This window comes from Streptomyces sp. E-08, from assembly GCF_049913095.1.
GTDB lineage: Bacteria > Actinomycetota > Actinomycetes > Streptomycetales > Streptomycetaceae > Streptomyces.
This window is the reverse complement of record NZ_CP183971.1, coordinates 3,566,267-3,584,654: the sequence shown is the minus strand read 5'-3', so window position 1 is coordinate 3,584,654 and position 18,388 is coordinate 3,566,267. Positions and strand designations below refer to the sequence as shown.

Genomic DNA, 18,388 nt, shown 5'->3' with positions numbered 1-18,388 from the left:
TTGAATGTGATTCTTTGTGCGTGGTTCTGTTTGGTTCGCCCTGGAGGGCACCCCCGTGAAGAAGACCGTCACCACGCTCGCCGACGGGCGCGAGCTGATCTACTACGACACGCGCGACGACGCCGTCCGCACCGCCGTCGACCCCCGCCCCCTCACCCCCGTCGTCTCCCGCTCCGAGATCCGGTACGACGAGCTCACCGGCGACACCGTCGCCGTCGCCTCGCACCGGCAGAGCCGCACCTACCTCCCGCCGGCCGACGCCTGCCCCCTCTGTCCCGCGAAGGACGGCCACGAGAGCGAGATCCCCGAGGAGAGCTACGAGGTGGTGGTCTTCGAGAACCGCTTCCCCTCGCTCTCCGGCGGCGTCGGACGCTGCGAGGTCGTCTGCTTCACCGACGACCACACGGACTCCTTCGCCGACCTCACCGAGGAGCGCGCCGCGCTCGTCCTCGACGCCTGGACCGACCGGACCGCCGCGCTCTCCGCCCTGCCCGGCGTCGAGCAGGTCTACTGCTTCGAGAACCGCGGCGCGGAGATCGGCGTCACCCTCCCCCACGCGCACGGCCAGATCTACGCCTTCCCGTACGTCACCCCCCGCACCGCCGCCATGCGCCGCCGCGCGGACGAGCACCGCGCGGCGACCGGACGGAACCTCTTCGACGACGTCGTCGCCCGCGAGCGGGCCGACGGCGAGCGGGTGGTCCTGGAGACCGAGCACTGGATCGCCTTCGTGCCGTACGCCGCTCACTGGCCGTACGAGGTGCACCTCCACCCCAAGCGGCGGGTGCCCGACCTGCTCGCCCTCGACGCGGCGGAGCGCACAGAGTGCGCACAGGTCTACCTGGAACTCTTGAGGCGCTTCGACCGGATCTTCGGCCCGGACGAGCCGCCGACGCCCTACATCGCCGCCTGGCACCAGGCGCCGTTCACGGACGAGCGGCGCGAGGACCTCGGACTGCACCTGGAGCTTTTCACCGTCCGACGGGCCTCTGGCAAGCTGAAGTTCCTCGCGGGCACGGAGTCCGGCATGGGCGCGTTCATGAACGACGTACGGCCGGAGGACGCGGCCCGGCGCATCCGAGAGGTGGCAGGCGCATGACGCGGAAGTACCTGGTGACGGGCGGGGCGGGCTACGTGGGCAGCGTGGTCGCCGCCCACCTCCTGGAGCGGGGCCACCGGGTCACCGTCCTCGACGACCTCTCCACCGGCTTCGCCGAAGCCGTCCCCGAGGGCGCCGAGTTCGTCGAGGGCCGCATCCAGGACGCCGCGCGGTGGCTGGACCCCGGCTACGACGGCGTCCTGCACTTCGCCGCCTTCTCCCAGGTCGGCGAGTCGGTCGCGAAGCCGGAGAAGTACTGGGAGAACAACGTCGGCGGCACCATGGCCCTGCTCGCCGCGATGCGCGCCGCCGGGGTCCGCAAGCTGGTCTTCTCGTCCACCGCCGCCACCTACGGCGAGCCGGAGACCGTACCGATCACCGAGACCGCGCCGACCGCACCCACCAGCCCGTACGGGGCGAGCAAGCTGGCCGTCGACCACATGATCGGCGGGGAGTGCGCCGCGCACGGCCTGGCCGCCGTCTCGCTGCGCTACTTCAACGTCGCCGGGGCGTACGGCCCGCTCGGCGAGCGCCACGAGCCCGAGTCCCACCTGATCCCGCTCGTCCTCCAGGTCGCCCTGGGGCGGCGCGAGGCGATCTCCGTGTACGGCGAGGACTACCCGACCCCGGACGGCACCTGCGTCCGCGACTACATCCACGTCGCCGACCTCGCCGAGGCCCACCTGCTGGCCCTCGACGCGATGACCTCCGGCGAGCACCTCGTCTGCAACCTCGGCAACGGCAACGGCTTCTCCGTCCGCGAGGTCGTCGAGACCGTCCGCAAGGTCACCGGCCACCCGATCCCCGAGATCACCGCCCCGCGCCGCCCCGGCGACCCAGCCGTCCTGGTCGCCTCCGCCGAGGCCGCCCGCGAGCGCCTCGGCTGGACGCCGTCCCGCCCGGACCTGGCCGACGTCGTCGCCGACGCCTGGGCGTTCGCGAAGCTCCGGACCACCCGTCAGGGAGAGACGGAGGCGGGAGCATGAGCGTCGCCGCCGGCTTCGAGGCGCTGTACGGCGCCGCGCCCGAGGGCGTCTGGGCCGCCCCCGGGCGGGTCAACCTCATCGGGGAGTACACCGACTTCAACGACGGCTTCGTGCTGCCGCTCGCGCTGCCGCACACCACCGTCGCCGCCGTCTCCCGCCGCGACGACGGCGTCCTGCGCCTGCACTCCGCCGACATCGACGGCGGGATCGTCCAGCTGGCCGTCGACGCCCTGGAGCCGCACTCCGGCGGCTCCTGGGCCGCCTACCCGGCCGGTGTCGTCTGGGCGCTGCGGGAGGCCGGACACCCGGTCACCGGGGCCGACGTCCACCTGGCCTCGACCGTGCCGACCGGCGCGGGACTGTCCTCGTCGGCGGCCCTGGAGGTCGTCACCGCGCTCGCCCTGAACGACCTGTTCGGGCTCGGGCTCTCCCGACCCGAGCTGGCCCGGATCGCCCAGCGCGCCGAGAACGCCTTCGTCGGCGTGCCCTGCGGCGTCATGGACCAGATGGCCTCCGCCTGCGCGGAGGAGGGGCACGCCCTCCATCTGGACACGCGGGACCTGTCGTACCGCCAGGTCCCCTTCGACCTGGCGCGCGAGGGACTCCGGCTGCTCGTCGTCGACACCCGCGTGAAGCACGCGCTCGGAGACGGCGCGTACGCCGAGCGGCGCGCCGGGTGCGAAGCGGGTGCGCGGGCGCTCGGTGTCCGCACCCTGCGCGAGGTGCGCGCCGCGCATCTGCCCGAAGCGCTCGGACGTCTGAGCGACGAGACGGTCCTGCGGTACGTGCGGCACGTCGTCTCGGACAACGCCCGTGTGGAGCGGACCATCGCGCTGCTCGACGCCGGCGACACCCGGGCCGTCGGCCCGGTCCTCACCGAGGGCCACGCCTCCCTCCGGGACGACCTGCGGGTCTCCTGCCCCGAGCTGGACCTCGTCGTCGAGGCGGCGAACGCGGCCGGGGCGCTCGGCGCCCGGATGACCGGCGGCGGCTTCGGCGGCTCGGCCGTCGTCCTCGTCGAGGCCGAGCGGGCGGACGCGGTGTCCGCCGCCGTGGAGAAGGCCTTCGCCGAGGCCGGGCACACGGCCCCGGGGATCTTCCCGGCCGTGCCGGCGGCGGGCGCGCGCCGCCTCTGAACCGGAACACACACCCGTACTGCTTCGCACAGTTCCGCGAATCGGCCCCCACCGCGGCGCCCCGCCCCTACTCTGAGGGGCAGCGCCGGTGGGGGCCGGTGCTGTTCAGGGGGCGAGACCCGTCGGGTACGGCGCCAGAGTGGGGTAACAGTCAACGCACGGCGGCGGCCGTGCTGTCGGCGGACCCGCCTCCGGCGCCGTACCCGCGTCGGTCCGTTCCTCGACACTTGGGAGTGTCCGTGGCACGCATCCGCGTCCTGGTGGTGGACGACCACCGCATCTTCGCCGAATCGCTGGCCGCCGCCCTCGCGGCGGAGCCCGACGTCGACGTCGCCGCCGCCGGCAGCGGCCCGGCGGCCCTGCGCTGTCTGGAGCGCGGCGTGGCGGAGGGCCGCAGGTTCGACGTGCTCCTCGTCGACGCGGAGCTGGGCGCCGGGCCGCAGGGGCAGGCCGCCGCGCGCGTGGTGCCCGACGACGCAGAGGGCGCCGTGGACGGGATCTCGCTGGTCGCCGGCGTACGACGGATGCAGCCTCCGCTCCGTACGGTCGTCCTCGCGGAGAAGGACGACGCGCGCAGGGCCGCCCTCGCGCTCCAGGCCGGGGCCTCCGGCTGGGTCGCGAAGGACTGCTCGCTCCAGCGGCTGCTCGCGGTGGTGCGGGGCGTGCTGCGGGACGAGACGCACCTGCCGCCCGCGCTGCTCACGGGTGTCCTGCGGGAGCTGACGGAGGTCCGCAGGCACCGGACGGACAGCGAGCGGCTCGTGGAGTCGCTGACCCCGCGCGAGCGGGAGGTGCTGCGCTGCATGGTCGCGGGCCTGGGCCGCAAGGCGGTCGCCGAGCGGCTCTTCCTGTCCCCGCACACCGTCCGGACGCACATGCAGAACGTGCTGGGGAAGCTGGGCGTGCACTCGACGCTGGCGGCGGTAGCGCTGGCCCGCCGGGCGGGTGTGGGCCCCGCGGAGCCGGTGCTACCCGGGGATGTTGTCGAACGGGGCGGTCAGCCGGCGTAGCAGCGCGGCCAGTTCGCCGCGCTGGCCGCGGGAGAGCTGGGCCAGGATGGCGCGCTCCTGGGCGAGGAGTCCGGCGAGCGCCTCGTCGGCGCGGTCGCGGCCCTCGGGGGTGAGTCGGACCAGGACCCCGCGCCGGTCGCTGGGGTCGGGGAGCCGCTCGACGAGGCCCTTCTTGGTGAGCCGGTCGATGCGGTTGGTCATGGTGCCCGAGGTGACCAGGGTCTGGGTCAGGAGCTGGCCGGGGGAGAGCTGGTAGGGCGCCCCGGCGCGGCGCAGGGAGGTGAGGACGTCGAACTCCCACGGCTCCAGCTGGTGCTCGGAGAAGGCGAGCCGACGGGCGCGGTCGAGGTGGCGGGCGAGCCGCGAGACGCGGCTGAGCACCTCGAGCGGTTCCACGTCGAGGTCGGGGCGCTCGCGGCGCCATGCTGCGACCAGTCGGTCGACCTCGTCCTCCATGACGATCAGTGTAGAGGGTCTGTTGACATAAAGTCTCTTGTGTTCAAGTTTCTCGAAGTCGAGTATCTTGGAATCAAGATATATTTCCCTGGACTACGGGGAAGGGACCCCGCCGGAACGCCGTTCCGCTTCGGCAACTCGTGCCAGCAAGGGGGCTTCGAACATGCATTCCGGCCACTCCGCCGCACCGACCTGGGATCCACGGCAGTACCTCCGCCACTCCGGCCACCGCACCCGCCCGTTCCTCGACCTGCTCGCCCGAATACCCCAGCTGCCGACCCAGGGCGCGCCCGCCCGCATCGCCGACCTCGGCTGCGGCCCCGGCAACGTGACGGTCCTTCTCGCCGACCGGTGGACCGACGCGCACATCACCGGGTTCGACCTCTCCTCCGAGATGCTGGAGCACGCGGAGAAGGACTGGGCGGGCACCACCCGGGGCGGCGGCTGGCTCGACTTCCGGCGCGCCGACGCCGCCCACTGGACCCCCGGCGAGCCGTACGACCTGATCGTCTCCAACGCCGCCCTCCAGTGGGTGCCCAACCATCCCGAGTCCTTCGCCGCCTGGATCGACGGACTCCGCCCGGGCGGCACCCTGGCCTTCCAGGTCCCGGGCAACTTCACCTCGCCCAGCCACGCCCTGCTCGGCGAGCTCTGCGAGACCCCCGAGTGGCGGGCCCGCCTCGCCGACCAGGGCCGCCGCTTCGTCCACGTCCTCGACACCGCCGACTACCTCACCCGCCTCGCCGACCTCGGCTGCGAGACGGACGTCTGGGAGACCACGTACTGCCAGCTCCTCCAGGGCGAGGACCCCGTCCTCGACTGGGTCAAGGGCACCGCGCTGCGGCCCGTCCTCACCGCCCTGGGCGAGGACCGGGAGGCGGTCGACACCTTCCTCGCCGAGTACCGGGCGCTCCTCCGCGAGGCCTACCCGCCCGGCCGGCACGGCACGGTCTTCCCCTTCCGCCGCATCTTCGCGGTCGCCCGCAAGAAGCCGTGACCGGCCCCGAGCCGGGAACGCGCGCGCCCCGCACCGGAACTCCGGTGCGGGGCGCCCGCGTTCGCGCGACCTTCAGGACGTGGCGTCAGGACATCGCGTTGTAGACGGAGAAGCCCGGGCCGAGCTTGGCGCGGGTGGAGAACTTGCTCGGAGAGGTGTTCAGGTAGCGGTAGAGGTCGCCGCCCGAGGTCACGCCCAGCAGGTCCGCCTTGCCGTCGGCGTTGAGGTCGCCGGGGGCGACCAGCTTGGTGTACGCGTTCCAGCCGGAGCCGATCTTCACCCGCGTCTTGAACGGGGAGGCCGCGACGCCCGTGCCCGGGTAGAGGTACAGGTCCCCGGCCGGCGTGCGGCCCAGCAGATCGGTACGGCCGTCGCCGGTGAAGTCGCCCGCGCCCAGGAGCCTGTCGTACCCGCCCCAGCCGCTGCCGACCCTGACCCGGCCGCCGAGCGCCGTGCCGGAGCCGTTGCCCGGGTACAGGTAGAGGACGCCGGAGCGGTCGCGGGCCAGCAGGTCGCCCCTGCCGTCGCCGGACAGGTCGCCGGGGCCGACGATCGTGTTGTAGACGCCCCAGCCGCTGCCGATCTTGACGCCGTCGATGTAGAGGACGCCCTGGAAGATCTCCGCGAGGTCGGACGAGGCGTCCTGGTCCATCGAGGACAGGTGGCTGAAGTCGGCACCCGCCCAGGCACCGGCGTCGCCGAACTGCGCGCGGGGGCCGAGCCGGCCGCCGTTCGTGCTGCCGTACCAGAACATCGTGCCGGACGTGTCCCGGGCGAGCACGCCCTCCTTCTCGCCGCTGACCGGGATGTTGCCCGCGCCGCCGAACTGCGGGACCCAGCCCCAGTCGCCCGTGGCGCCGATCTGCTGCCGGGTCGCGAGCGTGCCGTCGCCCTTGCCCGTGTAGTACCAGAGCGTGCCGGCCAGGTCGCGGGCGATCAGCTCGCCGTTGCCGTCGCCGTTGTCGTCGCCGACGGGGAAGATCTGGTTGTAGACGCCCCAGCCGCCGCCGAGCGACCTGCGCGTGGCGAACGGCTCGGCCTTGTCGCCCGTACCGGCGTAGAACCACAGGGTGCCCGCGGTGTCGCGGCCGATGAGGTCCGCCCAGCCGTCGCCGTTGTTGTCGCCGATGCCGAGGAGCTGGTCGTACGTGTTCCAGCCGGCGCCCAGCCGCACCCGGGCGGAGAACGGCGCCGTGCGCTTGCCGGTGGCGTAGTACAGCCACAGGACGCCGTCGCGGTCACGGGCGACCAGGTCGGCCCGGCTGTCGTCGTTCACGTCGCCCGGCGCGACGATCTTGTTGTAGATGCCCCAGCCGTTGCCCTGCCAGGCGAGCGTCCCGCCGGAGGGCGTGGCGTCCGCGTACATGCTGAGCGTGCCCTGCGCCGACAGCGTCAGGACCTCGGGACCGCTCGCGTTCCCGTCCTGGTTGCCGATCGGGACGACGTCCTTCGGCGGCGCCGAGAACGAACCGAACTGGGCGCTCTCGGTGGAGGTCGAGGCCGTCCGGACCGTGCCGTCCCAGACGCGGTAGATCAGGTCGCCCGCGCCGTCGCCGTCGAAGTCCGACAGCTGCGGAGAGGCGCCCACGCCGGCGGCGGCCGCGGCGCCCTGGCGGAGCGCGCCGCTCACGGGGCGCACCGGGGACGGCGGGGCGGAGCGGGTGACCGGCTTCTCGGCGACCGGGTGCGGCGCGGGAGCGCCGGCGGACGCCGGGGCCGCCAGGAACATCCCGGCGGAGAGGACGAGCGCGGTGCAGCCGGCGACCCGGCGCGCGCGCGTGGAGTGCGGGAAGAGCAAGAGATCCCCCCAGGGACCAGAGGTTCGACGGACCGGACAGGGGGCTCGCACGGGTTCGGGCGGCGTCCACGACTGCCCGTGAGCAAGCGGAGACGACGTCGCCCGAGGATGGGAACACCCCCCCGGATGTGGAACAGGAGTGTACTCGCGGGCCGCACGCACGGGCGCCCCGCACCGGAACTCCGATGCGGGGCGCCCGGGGTCCCGTCAGTACAGGTTGGAGTACGTCTGGAAGCCGGTGCCGATCTTCACCCGGGGCGAGATTGCCGCGCCGGTGCCCGTCCCCAGGTACCGGTACAGGTCGCCTGCCGCGTTCACACCCAGCAGGTCGGCCCTGCCGTCGCCGTTCAGGTCGCCCGGCGCCGCCAGCATGGTGTACGTGCCCCAGCCCGTGCCGATCCGCACGCGCCCGGCGAACGGGCCGGTCGCGGAGCCGGTGCCCTTGTACAGGTACAGGTTGCCGGAGCCGTCCCGGACCACGACGTCCGCCCGCCCGTCGCCCGAGAAGTCACCCGCGCCGAGGATCCGGTTGAACCCGCCCCAGCCCGCACCGATCCTGATCCGGGAGGCGAAGCCCGTACCCGCGCCGTTGCCCCGGTACAGCCACAGCACACCGGCCGTGTCACGGGCCAGCAGGTCGCTCTTGCCGTCGCCGCTCAGGTCACCGGGGCCGACGAGCAGGTTGTAGACCTGCCAGCCGCCGCCCAGGTCCCGCTCGGCGTTGTAGAGGTGCCCCTGGTAGACCTCCAGGAGGTCGGCGAACGACCCCTCGTCCAGGGCGGAGACGTACGCGAGGCTCGCACCGGCGAAGCCACCGGTGCCACCCCACTGCGCGCGTGCGGTCAGCTTGCCGTTGTTCTGGTCCCCGTACCAGAAGAGCGTCCCCGCCTTGTCGCGGCCGACGAACCCGCTCTTCCCGGCGGTGGGGATGTTGCCCGCCCCGCCGAACTGGTCCACGCCGAGCCAGCTGCCGGCGAGCTTCACCGGCGCCGAGTACCCGCCGTTGCCCAGACCGCTGTAGGCCCAGAGCGCACCCGCCTGGTCACGGGCGAGCAGATCGGCCCTGCCGTCACCGTTGCGGTCGTCGGGGGCGACGATCTGGTTGTACGTGTTCCAGCCCCTGCCGAGCTCCTTGCGCGGCTTGAACGGCGACACCGGGTCACCGGTGCTGCCGTAGAAGTACAGCCGGCCGTCCGTGTCACGGGCCACGACGTCACCGCGGCCGTCGCCGTCGTTGTCACCGATGCCCACGAGCTGGTCGTAGACGCCCCAGCCCGGGCCGACCTTCGCCCGCCCGGCGAACGGCGCCGACGGCACACCGGTCGCCCGGTAGTAGTACAGCGAGCCGTCGTACTGCCGGGCCAGCAGGTCCGCCCTGCCGTCACCGTCGACGTCACCGGGCGAGAACACCTTGTTGTAGATGTTCCAGCCGTTGCCCGACCAGGCAAGCGTGCCGGAGGTCCCAGTGGCCTCCGCGTACAGCCGCAGCACACCGTTCCGGGCGACCGACAGCACCTCGGGCCTGCCCGTGCCGTCCTGGTCCCCGAGCGGAACGAGGTCGAGGTTCTGGAAGACCAGCGAATCGGCCGTCACGAACTTGGTCGCCGCCGCCGTGGCCGTCGGCGCGACATACGTCCGGCCGTCCTGCTTGCGATGGATCAGGTCGGTCCTGCCGTCGCCGTCCACGTCGAAACGCGGCGCCACGACGGCCGCCGCACCGGCGGCACGGACCCCGCCCGCCTCGACGGCCGGCTGCGACATGTCCAGCCTCGGCGTCGGCCTGTCGGCACTCCGTGGCTGCTCCACGACGGGCCGGGGCCCGCCCTCGGCGACGGCGGGCGACGCCAGGAGCATGCCGGCGGACAGGGCGAGCGCGGTGCAGGTGGTGACACGACGAGCACGCCCGGAGAATACGGAACGCAAAAGATCCCCCCCTGGGGAACGTGAGAACCAGGACCGGACAGAGGGGTCCGCGGCGCCCCCGCACGGCCACGTACAACGGGCACGCGCGGAGGGCGAACACCCCCCCGGATGTGGGGGTGAGTGTACTCCTGGGCGAAAGTGGGGAGTCCAGCCGGTTTCCCCACACCGTCGGCCCGTCCGGCCCCGACGCCACCGGCCCCGACGCCACCGGCCCCGGCGGCCCGTCCGCCCCGGCGCCGTCAGTTCTTGCGGTGTCCTATCAACCGCGGCTTCTGCTCCAGACCGTCCAGACCGTGCCACGCCAGGTTCACCAGATGCGCCGCGACCTCCGCCTTCTTCGGCTTGCGGACGTCCAGCCACCACTGGCCCGTCAGCGCCACGCTCCCCACCAGCGCCTGCGCGTACAGCGGCGCCAGCTTCGGGTCGAAGCCCCGGGCCTTGAACTCCAGACCCAGGATGTCCTCCACCTGCGTGGCGATGTCACTGATCAGCGACGCGAACGTGCCCGTCGACTGCGCCACCGGCGAATCCCGCACGAGGATCCGGAAACCGTCCGTGTAGTTCTCGATGTAGTCGAGCAGCGCGAACGCCGCCTGCTCCAGGAGCTCCCGCGGATGCCCCGCCGTCAGCGCCCCCGTCACCCCGTCGAGGAGCTGCCGCATCTCCCGGTCGACCACGACCGCGTACAGCCCCTCCTTGCCCCCGAAGTGCTCGTACACCACCGGCTTGGACACCCCGGCCTTCGCCGCGATCTCCTCCACCGACGTGCCCTCGAAGCCCTTCTCCGCGAAGAGCGTGCGACCGATGTCGAGCAGCTGCTCCCGGCGCTCCGCGCCCGTCATCCGCACCCGGCGCCCACGCCGGGGCTTCTGCTCTCCGCCGCTGCTGCCGGTACCGCCGGTCCTGCCCTCGATCGCCACGTCTTCCATCATGCCGCGTCTGCGGACGCGCTCTGGCGGCGGGCTTCGATGCGCGACTTCGCCGGCCACCGCACGTCCGTCGCCCAGCCCAGCTGCTCGAACCAGCGGATCAGCCGCGCACTGGAGTCGACCTGCCCGCGCAGCACCCCGTGCCGCGCCGACGTCGGGTCCGCGTGATGCAGGTTGTGCCACGACTCGCCGCACGACAGCACCGCAAGCCACCACACGTTGCCCGAACGGTCACGCGACTTGAACGGACGCTTGCCCACCGCGTGACAGATCGAGTTGATCGACCACGTCACGTGGTGCAGCAGCGCCACCCGCACCAGCGAGCCCCAGAAGAACGCCGTGAACGCCCCCCACCACGACATCGTCACCAGACCGCCCACCACCGGCGGGATCGCCAGCGACACGACGGTCCACAGCACGAACTGCCGCGAGATCGCCCGGATCGCCGGATCCTTGATCAGATCGGGGGCGTACTTGTGCTGCGGCGTCTGCTCCTCGTCGAACATCCAGCCGATGTGCGCCCACCACAGGCCCTTCATCAGCGCCGGAACCGTCTCGCCGAACCGCCACGGCGAATGCGGGTCACCCTCCGCGTCCGAGAACTTGTGGTGCTTGCGGTGATCCGCCACCCAGCGGACCAGCGGGCCCTCCACCGCGAGCGAACCCATGATCGCGAGCGCGATCCGCAGCGGCCGCTTCGCCTTGAAGGAACCGTGCGTGAAGTACCGGTGGAAACCGATCGTGATCCCGTGACAGCCGATGTAGTACATCGCCACCATCAGCCCCACATCCAGCCAGCTCACCCCCCAGCCCCAGGCCAGCGGCACCGCCGCCAGCAGCGCCAGGAACGGCACCGTGATGAACAGCAGCAGGGTGATCTGCTCGATCGAACGCTTGCTGTCCCCGCCCAGCGTGGCGGAGGGCAGGGCCGCGGTGCCGTCCGGCGCCGCGGACGCCGACGTCATCTCGGGGCTCATGGTCATGGGTGTCCCTGGGGGGTGAAGAGAAGGGGAAACGCGTCGAAGCACGAAGCCGTGGCTACGCATCCGTAACCTACGGCGTCGTAAGTATGGCAGCGCCGTGGCGCGCGGCAAGAGGGCACAAAGAGGGCCCTGCCCGCCGCCCACCATGTGGACACCTATCCTGGGTGCGTCGGACAGCGCGGTCCGCAAGCCTCCAGAACCCCTCCAGACGTGCTGAAACACTGCAAGGAGCCGCACCTGTGAGCAGTGCCGACCAGACCCCCACCGCCAGCACCGAGCTGCGCGCCGACATCCGCCGACTGGGCGATCTCCTCGGCGAGACCCTCGTGCGCCAGGAAGGCCACGAACTCCTCGACCTCGTCGAGAAGGTCCGCCGCCTCACCCGTGAGGACGGCGAGGCCGCCGCCGAGCTCCTCCGAGGCGTCGAGCTGGAGACGGCCGCCAAGCTCGTGCGCGCCTTCTCCACCTACTTCCACCTCGCCAACGTCACCGAGCAGGTCCACCGCGGCCGCGAGATGCGCGAGAAGCGCGCCGCCGAGGGCGGCCTCCTCGCCCGCACCGCCGACATGCTCAAGGACGGCGACCCCGAGCACGTCCGCGAGACCGTCAAGAACCTCAACGTACGGCCCGTCTTCACCGCGCACCCCACCGAAGCCGCCCGCCGCTCCGTCCTCAACAAGCTCCGCCGCATCGCCGCCCTCCTGGAGAGCCCGGTCAGCCAGGTCGAGCGCCGACGCACCGACCTGCGCCTCGCCGAGAACATCGACCTCATCTGGCAGACCGACGAACTCCGGGTCGTCCGCCCCGAGCCCGCCGACGAGGCCCGCAACGCCATCTACTACCTCGACGAGCTGCACGCCAACGCCGTCGGCGACGTCCTGGAGGACCTCGCCGCCGAACTGGAGCGCGTCGGCGTCGAGCTGCCCTCCGGCACCCGCCCGCTCACCTTCGGCACCTGGATCGGCGGCGACCGCGACGGCAACCCCAACGTCACCCCGCAGGTCACCTGGGACGTCCTGATCCTCCAGCACGAGCACGGCATCACCGACGCCCTCGAACTCGTCGACTTCCTCCGCGGACTGCTCTCCAACTCCATCCGCTACACCGGAGCCACCCAGGAACTCCTGGACTCCCTCCAGCGCGACCTCGACCTCCTCCCGGAGATCAGCCCCCGCTACAAGCGCCTCAACGCCGAGGAGCCGTACCGCCTCAAGGCGACCTGCATCCGGCAGAAGCTCGTCAACACCCGCGAGCGCCTCGCCCACGGCACCCCGCACCAGGACGGCCGCGACTACCTCGGCACCGCCGAACTCATCCGCGACCTCACCCTCATCCAGACCTCCCTGCGCGAGCACCGCGGCGCGCTCTTCGCCGACGGCCGCATGGACCGGGTCATCCGCACCCTCTCCGCCTTCGGCCTCCAGCTCGCCACCATGGACGTCCGCGAGCACGCCGAGGCCCACCACCACGCCCTCGGCCAGCTCTTCGACCGCCTCGGCGAGGAGTCCTGGCGGTACGCGGACATGCCCCGCGACTACCGGCAGAAGCTGCTCGCCAAGGAACTGCGCTCGCGCCGCCCCCTCGCCCCCACCCCGGCCCCGCTGGACGCCGCCGGCGAGAAGACCCTCGGCGTCTTCCACACCATCAAGGAGGCCTTCGAGCGCTTCGGCCCGGAGGTCATCGAGTCGTACATCATCTCCATGTGCCAGGGCGCCGACGACGTCTTCGCCGCCACCGTCCTCGCCCGCGAGGCCGGCCTCGTCGACCTGCACGGCGGCTGGGCCAAGATCGGCATCGTGCCGCTCCTGGAGACCACCGACGAGCTCAAGGCCGCCGACGTCATCCTCGACGACATGCTCGCCGACCCCTCCTACCGGCGCCTCGTCTCCCTCCGCGGCGACGTCCAGGAGGTCATGCTCGGCTACTCCGACTCCTCCAAGTTCGGCGGCATCACCACCTCCCAGTGGGAGATCCACCGCGCCCAGCGGCGGCTGCGCGACGTCGCCCACCGCTACGGGGTCCGGCTGAGGCTGTTCCACGGCCGCGGCGGCACCGTCGGCCGCGGCGGCGGCCCCTCGCACGACGCGATCCTCGCCCAGCCCTGGGGCACCCTGGAGGGCGAGATCAAGGTGACCGAGCAGGGCGAGGTCATCTCCGACAAGTACCTGATCCCGTCCCTCGCCCGCGAGAACCTCGAACTGACCGTCGCCGCCACCCTGCAGGCCTCCGCCCTGCACACCGCGCCGCGCCAGTCCGACGACGCCCTCGCCCGCTGGGACGCGGCCATGGACACCGTCTCCGAGGCCGCCCACACCGCGTACCGCAAGCTGGTCGAGGACCCCGGCCTGCCGGCGTACTTCCTCGCCTCCACCCCCGTCGACCAGCTCGCCGACCTGCACCTGGGCTCACGGCCCGCGCGCCGCCCCGGCTCCGGCGTCTCCCTCGACGGACTCCGCGCCATCCCCTGGGTGTTCGGCTGGACCCAGTCCCGCCAGATCGTCCCCGGCTGGTACGGCGTCGGCTCCGGCCTCAAGGCCCTCCGCGAGGCCGGCCTCGACGCCGTCCTCGGCGAGATGTACGAGCGGTGGGGCTTCTTCCGCAACTTCCTCTCCAACGTCGAGATGACGCTCGCCAAGACCGACCTGCGGATCGCCCGCCACTACGTCGACACCCTCGTCCCCGACGACCTCAAGCACATCTTCGACACCATCGAGGCCGAGCACGCGCTGACCGTCGCCGAGGTCCTCAAGGTCACCGGCGGCGAAAAGCTCCTCGACTCCAACCCGGTCCTCCAGCAGACCTTCGCCATCCGCGACGCCTACCTGGACCCGATCTCCTACCTCCAGGTCGCCCTCCTCGCCCGCCAGCGCGCGGACGCGGAGCGCGGCGAGGACCCGGACCCGCTGCTCGCGCGGGCCCTGCTCCTCACGGTGAACGGCGTGGCCGCGGGCCTCCGCAACACCGGCTGACACCCCTCCCGTCACGCACGACAGGGCCCCCGCCGGATTCCCGGTGGGGGCCCTGTCGTACTTCGGGGTACGTCAGTTCTGCGCGGCCTTGCGACGACGGGTCACCAGCACCGCGCCGGCGGCCGCGAGGGCCAGGGCGGCGGCGGCGAGGAGGCCGACCGGGGCGCTCGAACCGGTCTCGGCGAGGTTGCCCTCACCCTTGGTGTCCGTACCACCGGCGGCGGAACCGCCCGTGGTCTCCCCACCGGTGGCGGAGCCACCCGCGGTGGAACCACCGGTGGAGGTCTCGCCGGTGGTCGAGCCGCCCGTGGTGGTCTCACCCGTGGTGGTCTCGCCGGTGGTCGAGCCGCCCGTGGTGGTCTCACCCGTGGTGGTCTCGCCGGTGGTCGAGCCGCCCGTGGTGGTCTCACCCGTGGTGGTCTCGCCGGTGGTCGAACCGCCCGTGGTGGTCTCACCCGTGGTCGAGCCGCCCGTGGTCGTCTCGCCGGTCGTCCCACCAGTGGTCTGCTCACCGGTGGTGCCGCCGGTCTCGGTGGCCAGGCAGGTGTGGGACAGGTTGAACCAGCCCTGCTTGACCTCGCCGTTGACCTCGGCGACGGCCGAGGTCAGCTTGGCGCCCGGCGCGGACCCCACGTACGCGTGCTTGGCGTCCGGAGGGCCGAAGGAGGTGATGACGATCGGCGCACCGCCGTCGAAGGTCACCGTGAGTCTGGTGAACTCCACCCCCTTGCCGGGGATGACGAAGTGCCAGCCGTCCTGAGTGGCCGGGATCGTCTTGCAGTCACCGTCGTGGCCGGCCTCCGACGCGGCGATCGGCGTCGGCTGGTGCAGCGGCAGCGTGAACGTCTTCGGCCCTTCCGAGGCGAACGCGGTAGGCGCCAGGATCACGGAGCCCGCCATGGCCGCGACAAGTGCGGCTGCGGGTATGAGAGAACGTCGCATGTGCAGTCGTCCATCTGTGGGATGAGGATGCCGTGGGAGGTGGCTGCCACGCACCCTATCCACCCCCGCGAGCCGGCGCCGAGGCAGTGCCTCACCACGCTCACGCTCAGAGCGCGAAGAACGCCGCCACCAGCACCGCCCCGCCGGCACCCGCCAGCGACCACGCCGTCCGGGGCAGCCGCATCCCCCCGCCCACCAGCGGCGCCGCAAGCAACAGCGCCCCGCCCAGCGGCAGCCACGCGTGCAGACCGCCGCCCCAGCCCGTCCGCACACCCTCGTCCGTGCCCGGCTTCACCACCACCGGGATCGTCGCGCCCTTCTCCGCCGCCACCGAACGTGCGATCGTCAGCGTCCGGCGCGCCGACGACGGATCCTCCGGAACATAACGCCCGCTGCACGTCTCGTCCGTGCAGGCGGTCACCGTCAGCGTCCCGTGCTCACGGCCCTTCGCGAGCAGAACGTGCTGGGCCGAGTTCCACGAGGCCCAGACCCCCGCGACGACGAGGAGCAGGGCGACCAGGGCCATGGCTGCGGTACGGACGTGCGTCATGACCCGCGATCGTACAGTCGTACGTCCCGATCGCCAGGCCCTACGAGTTGTACGCCGACTGGGCCCGCTCCAGACCCTCCGCCACCAGACACTCCACCGCGTCCGCCGCCCGGTCCACGAACCAGTCCAGGTCCTTGCGCTCCGCCGACGAGAAATCCTTCAGGACGAAGTCCGCGACCTGCATCCGGCCCGGCGGACGCCCGATCCCGCACCGCACCCGGTGGTACTCCGCACCCATCGCCTTCGTCATCGACTTCAGACCGTTGTGCCCGTTGTCGCCGCCGCCCAGCTTCAGCCGCAGCACCCCGTAATCGATGTCCAGCTCGTCGTGCACCGCCACCACACGCGCCGTCGGCACCTTGTAGAAGTCGCGCAGCGCCGTCACCGGACCGCCCGAGAGGTTCATGTACGACATCGGCTTCGCGAGGATCACCCGGCGGTTCTCGGGCCCCGGAGGCCCCATCCGGCCCTCGACGACCTGCGCCTGGGCCTTCTGCGCCCGCTTGAACGAGCCGCGGATCCGCTCCGCGAGCAGGTCCACGACCATGAAGCCGATGTTGTGCCGGTTGGCCGCGTACTCGGGCCCCGGATTGCCGAGACCGACGATCAGCCAGGGGGCGTTCGCGTCGTCCGTCATGTGCGCAGCTCTCCTCGTATCCGCGTATCCGTACAAGAGAAACGGGGTGACGGGCCCGTACGGCCCATCACCCCGCAACGTCAGGCAGAGCCTACGGCTCAGGCCTCGGCGCCCTCGGTGGCCTCGGCCTCGGCGGCCGGCTCCTCGGCCTGCGCGGCCAGGACCTGCAGGACGACGGCGTCGGCGTCGGTCACCAGGGTCGCGCCCTTCGGGAGGACGATGTCCTTGGCGAGGACGGAGGAACCGGCCTCCAGGCCCTCGACGGAGACCGTGACGGCCTCGGGGAGGTGGGTGGCCTCGGCCTCGACGGACAGGGTGCCGAGCACGTGCTCCAGCAGGTTGCCGCCGGCGGCCAGCTCACCCTCGGCCTGGACCGGGATCTCGACCGTGACCTTCTCGCCGCGCTTGACGAGCAGCAGGTCGACGTGGATCAGGAAGCCCTTGATGGCGTCACGCTGGACGGCCTTCGGGATCGCCAGCTCGTTCTTGCCGTCGATGTCCAGGGAGAGCAGGACGTTCGGCGTACGGAGCGCGAGACCGAGCTCGTGGGCCGGAAGGGTGATGTGGGCCGGCTCGGAGCCGTGGCCGTAGACGACCGCGGGAACCTGCGAGGCGCGGCGGATGGAACGGGCGGCGCCCTTGCCGAACTCGGTACGGACGGCAGCGGCGAGCTTGACCTCGGACATGGTGCACTCCTCGTAGAAAGGTGACGAAAAAGCGTGGTCACCCGGCCACGACTGGCGATGGCCTGCTACGAAGAGCGCGTCGATAACGGACCGCCGTGACCCCTTACGGGTACGGCCTCCCTCGCCGAGCAACTACGGCAGTCTACCGGCAGCTCGCCCTACCACCCAATTCGATCACCGAAACACGGCTGAGGGCCGCTCCCCCGAACGGGGAAACGGCCCTCGGCCACAGCCTGTGGTGGCTCAGTGCTCCTCGAAGAGGCTCGTCACCGAACCGTCCTCGAAGACCTCGCGCACCGCGCGCGCGATCGTCGGCGCGATCGAGAGCACCGTGATCTTGTCCAGCTCCAGGGCACCCGGCACCGGCAGCGTGTCCGTGAACACGAACTCGCTGACCTTGGAGTTCTTCAGCCGGTCCGCGGCCGGACCCGACAGGATGCCGTGCGTGGCCGTCACGATGACGTCCTCCGCACCGTGCGCGAACAGCGCGTCCGCGGCGGCGCAGATCGTGCCACCCGTGTCGACCATGTCGTCGACCAGGACACAGACGCGGCCCTTCACGTCACCGACGACCTCGTGCACGGTGACCTGGTTGGCGACGTCCTTGTCGCGACGCTTGTGCACGATCGCGAGCGGCGCGTCCAGACGGTCGCACCAGCGGTCGGCGACCCGCACGCGGCCCGCGTCCGGGGACACGATCGTCAGCTTGTCGCGGTCGACCTTCGCACCCACGTAGTCCGCGAGGACCGGGAGGGCGGACAGGTGGTCCACCGGGCCGTCGAAGAAGCCCTGGATCTGGTCCGTGTGCAGGTCCACGGTCAGGATGCGGTCCGCACCCGCCGTCTTCAGCAGGTCCGCCACCAGACGCGCCGAGATCGGCTCGCGGCCGCGGTGCTTCTTGTCCTGACGGGCGTAGCCGTACGACGGGATGATCACGGTGATGCTCCGGGCCGAGGCCCGCTTCAGAGCATCGATCATGATCAGCTGTTCCATGATCCACTTGTTGATCGGAGCCGTGTGGCTCTGGATCAGGAAGCAGTCCGCGCCGCGCGCCGACTCCTGGAAGCGGACGTAGATCTCACCGTTGGCGAAGTCGAACGCCTTGGTCGGAACGAGACCGACGCCCAGCTGGTGCGCGACCTCCTCGGCCAGCTCGGGGTGGGCGCGGCCGGAGAAGAGCATCAGCTTCTTCTCGCCGGTCGTCTTGATCCCGGTCACAGCACTGTCTCCTCAGACGTGTTCTCTGGCCGCGACCCCGCGCCTGTCGAGCGCATGTGCGTGCCAGCC

At 71.9% G+C, this 18,388-nt stretch carries 15 protein-coding genes and 1 pseudogene; 6 read left to right on the top strand and 10 right to left on the bottom strand.

What is annotated here, in order from left to right; translation table 11 throughout:
• The first annotated feature begins 55 nt into the window (after positions 1 to 55).
• The 4 genes from galT (at position 56) to ACN9MM_RS16250 (ending at position 4,231) form a co-directional block, all read left to right on the top strand.
• Complete coding sequence (gene galT, locus ACN9MM_RS16265; RefSeq protein WP_426368755.1) at positions 56 to 1,099, top strand: galactose-1-phosphate uridylyltransferase; 1,044 nt, start codon at positions 56 to 58, stop codon at positions 1,097 to 1,099.
• Positions 1,096 to 2,085 (top strand): UDP-glucose 4-epimerase GalE, encoded by a 990-nt coding sequence (galE, locus tag ACN9MM_RS16260; RefSeq protein ID WP_426364299.1) that lies wholly within the window; start codon positions 1,096 to 1,098, stop codon positions 2,083 to 2,085. Before galT ends, galE begins: the two co-directional genes overlap by 4 nt.
• Entirely contained in the window at positions 2,082 to 3,221 is a 1,140-nt protein-coding gene (gene galK, locus ACN9MM_RS16255) for a galactokinase (RefSeq protein WP_426364298.1), read from the top strand. The genes galE and galK overlap by 4 nt, the downstream gene beginning before the upstream one ends.
• Before the next feature lie 239 nt (positions 3,222 to 3,460).
• Positions 3,461 to 4,231: a LuxR C-terminal-related transcriptional regulator gene (locus ACN9MM_RS16250; RefSeq protein ID WP_426364297.1), complete on the top strand. Its 771-nt coding sequence runs from the start codon at positions 3,461 to 3,463 to the stop codon at positions 4,229 to 4,231.
• Here the strand turns inward: ACN9MM_RS16250 and ACN9MM_RS16245 are convergent.
• Complete coding sequence (locus ACN9MM_RS16245; RefSeq protein WP_329853265.1) at positions 4,190 to 4,687, bottom strand: MarR family winged helix-turn-helix transcriptional regulator; 498 nt, start codon at positions 4,685 to 4,687, stop codon at positions 4,190 to 4,192. The two genes, ACN9MM_RS16250 and ACN9MM_RS16245, sit on opposite strands and share 42 nt — an antisense overlap.
• A gap of 163 nt (positions 4,688 to 4,850) precedes the next feature.
• Here ACN9MM_RS16245 and ACN9MM_RS16240 point away from each other — a divergent pair, with 163 nt between their 5' ends.
• Positions 4,851 to 5,684 carry a trans-aconitate 2-methyltransferase gene (locus ACN9MM_RS16240; RefSeq protein WP_426364296.1) on the top strand — a complete coding sequence of 278 codons (834 nt, stop codon included), beginning with the start codon at positions 4,851 to 4,853 and terminating at the stop codon, positions 5,682 to 5,684.
• Positions 5,685 to 5,940: 256 nt separating this feature from the next.
• Here ACN9MM_RS16240 and ACN9MM_RS16235 read toward each other — a convergent pair.
• The 4 genes and pseudogenes from ACN9MM_RS16235 to ACN9MM_RS16220 form a co-directional block, all read right to left on the bottom strand.
• Positions 5,941 to 7,050 (bottom strand): annotated as a pseudogene (locus ACN9MM_RS16235) (FG-GAP repeat domain-containing protein); the annotation flags it as partial.
• A 639-nt stretch (positions 7,051 to 7,689) separates the two neighbouring features.
• Positions 7,690 to 9,405: an FG-GAP repeat domain-containing protein gene (locus ACN9MM_RS16230; RefSeq protein WP_426364295.1), complete on the bottom strand. Its 1,716-nt coding sequence runs from the start codon at positions 9,403 to 9,405 to the stop codon at positions 7,690 to 7,692.
• A 239-nt stretch (positions 9,406 to 9,644) separates the two neighbouring features.
• Positions 9,645 to 10,337, bottom strand: coding sequence for a TetR/AcrR family transcriptional regulator (locus tag ACN9MM_RS16225; protein ID WP_189805565.1), 693 nt, complete (start codon positions 10,335 to 10,337; stop codon positions 9,645 to 9,647).
• Positions 10,334 to 11,317 (bottom strand): acyl-CoA desaturase, encoded by a 984-nt coding sequence (locus tag ACN9MM_RS16220; protein WP_426364294.1) that lies wholly within the window; start codon positions 11,315 to 11,317, stop codon positions 10,334 to 10,336. The genes ACN9MM_RS16225 and ACN9MM_RS16220 overlap by 4 nt, the downstream gene beginning before the upstream one ends.
• 239 nt (positions 11,318 to 11,556) lie before the next feature.
• On the opposite strand from ACN9MM_RS16220, the gene ppc reads away from it, so the two are divergent.
• Positions 11,557 to 14,286: a phosphoenolpyruvate carboxylase gene (ppc, locus tag ACN9MM_RS16215; RefSeq protein WP_426364293.1), complete on the top strand. Its 2,730-nt coding sequence runs from the start codon at positions 11,557 to 11,559 to the stop codon at positions 14,284 to 14,286.
• A gap of 72 nt (positions 14,287 to 14,358) precedes the next feature.
• On the opposite strand, the gene ACN9MM_RS16210 is transcribed toward ppc, so the two are convergent.
• From ACN9MM_RS16210 to ACN9MM_RS16190, 5 genes are all read right to left on the bottom strand, one after another.
• The gene (locus tag ACN9MM_RS16210) at positions 14,359 to 15,228 is read right to left on the bottom strand and encodes an LPXTG cell wall anchor domain-containing protein (protein ID WP_426364292.1); all 870 of its coding nucleotides are present in this window, start codon (positions 15,226 to 15,228) and stop codon (positions 14,359 to 14,361) included.
• Between the two features lie 106 nt (positions 15,229 to 15,334).
• On the bottom strand, positions 15,335 to 15,778 hold the full coding sequence (locus ACN9MM_RS16205) for a hypothetical protein (RefSeq protein WP_426364291.1): 444 nt from the start codon (positions 15,776 to 15,778) through the stop codon (positions 15,335 to 15,337).
• Between the two features lie 40 nt (positions 15,779 to 15,818).
• Entirely contained in the window at positions 15,819 to 16,415 is a 597-nt protein-coding gene (pth, locus tag ACN9MM_RS16200) for an aminoacyl-tRNA hydrolase (protein ID WP_383798423.1), read from the bottom strand.
• A gap of 98 nt (positions 16,416 to 16,513) precedes the next feature.
• Positions 16,514 to 17,101: a 50S ribosomal protein L25/general stress protein Ctc gene (locus tag ACN9MM_RS16195; RefSeq protein ID WP_426364290.1), complete on the bottom strand. Its 588-nt coding sequence runs from the start codon at positions 17,099 to 17,101 to the stop codon at positions 16,514 to 16,516.
• A 243-nt stretch (positions 17,102 to 17,344) separates the two neighbouring features.
• Entirely contained in the window at positions 17,345 to 18,319 is a 975-nt protein-coding gene (locus ACN9MM_RS16190; protein ID WP_352026009.1) for a ribose-phosphate diphosphokinase, read from the bottom strand.
• Between the last annotated feature and the right edge of the window lie 69 nt (positions 18,320 to 18,388).

Excerpts from the sequence above, each read along its gene's own strand:
- galE (WP_426364299.1), top strand. The coding sequence starts at position 1,096 with ATGACGCGGAAGTACCTGGTGACGGGCGGGGCGGGCTACGTGGGCAGC.
- galK (WP_426364298.1), top strand. The coding sequence starts at position 2,082 with ATGAGCGTCGCCGCCGGCTTCGAGGCGCTGTACGGCGCCGCGCCCGAG.
- ACN9MM_RS16245 (WP_329853265.1), bottom strand. The coding sequence starts at position 4,687 with ATGGAGGACGAGGTCGACCGACTGGTCGCAGCATGGCGCCGCGAGCGC.
- ACN9MM_RS16240 (WP_426364296.1), top strand. The coding sequence starts at position 4,851 with ATGCATTCCGGCCACTCCGCCGCACCGACCTGGGATCCACGGCAGTAC.
- ACN9MM_RS16225 (WP_189805565.1), bottom strand. The coding sequence starts at position 10,337 with ATGATGGAAGACGTGGCGATCGAGGGCAGGACCGGCGGTACCGGCAGC.
- ACN9MM_RS16220 (WP_426364294.1), bottom strand. The coding sequence starts at position 11,317 with ATGACCATGAGCCCCGAGATGACGTCGGCGTCCGCGGCGCCGGACGGC.
- ACN9MM_RS16210 (WP_426364292.1), bottom strand. The coding sequence starts at position 15,228 with ATGCGACGTTCTCTCATACCCGCAGCCGCACTTGTCGCGGCCATGGCG.
- ACN9MM_RS16205 (WP_426364291.1), bottom strand. The coding sequence starts at position 15,778 with ATGACGCACGTCCGTACCGCAGCCATGGCCCTGGTCGCCCTGCTCCTC.
- pth (WP_383798423.1), bottom strand. The coding sequence starts at position 16,415 with ATGACGGACGACGCGAACGCCCCCTGGCTGATCGTCGGTCTCGGCAAT.
- ACN9MM_RS16195 (WP_426364290.1), bottom strand. The coding sequence starts at position 17,101 with ATGTCCGAGGTCAAGCTCGCCGCTGCCGTCCGTACCGAGTTCGGCAAG.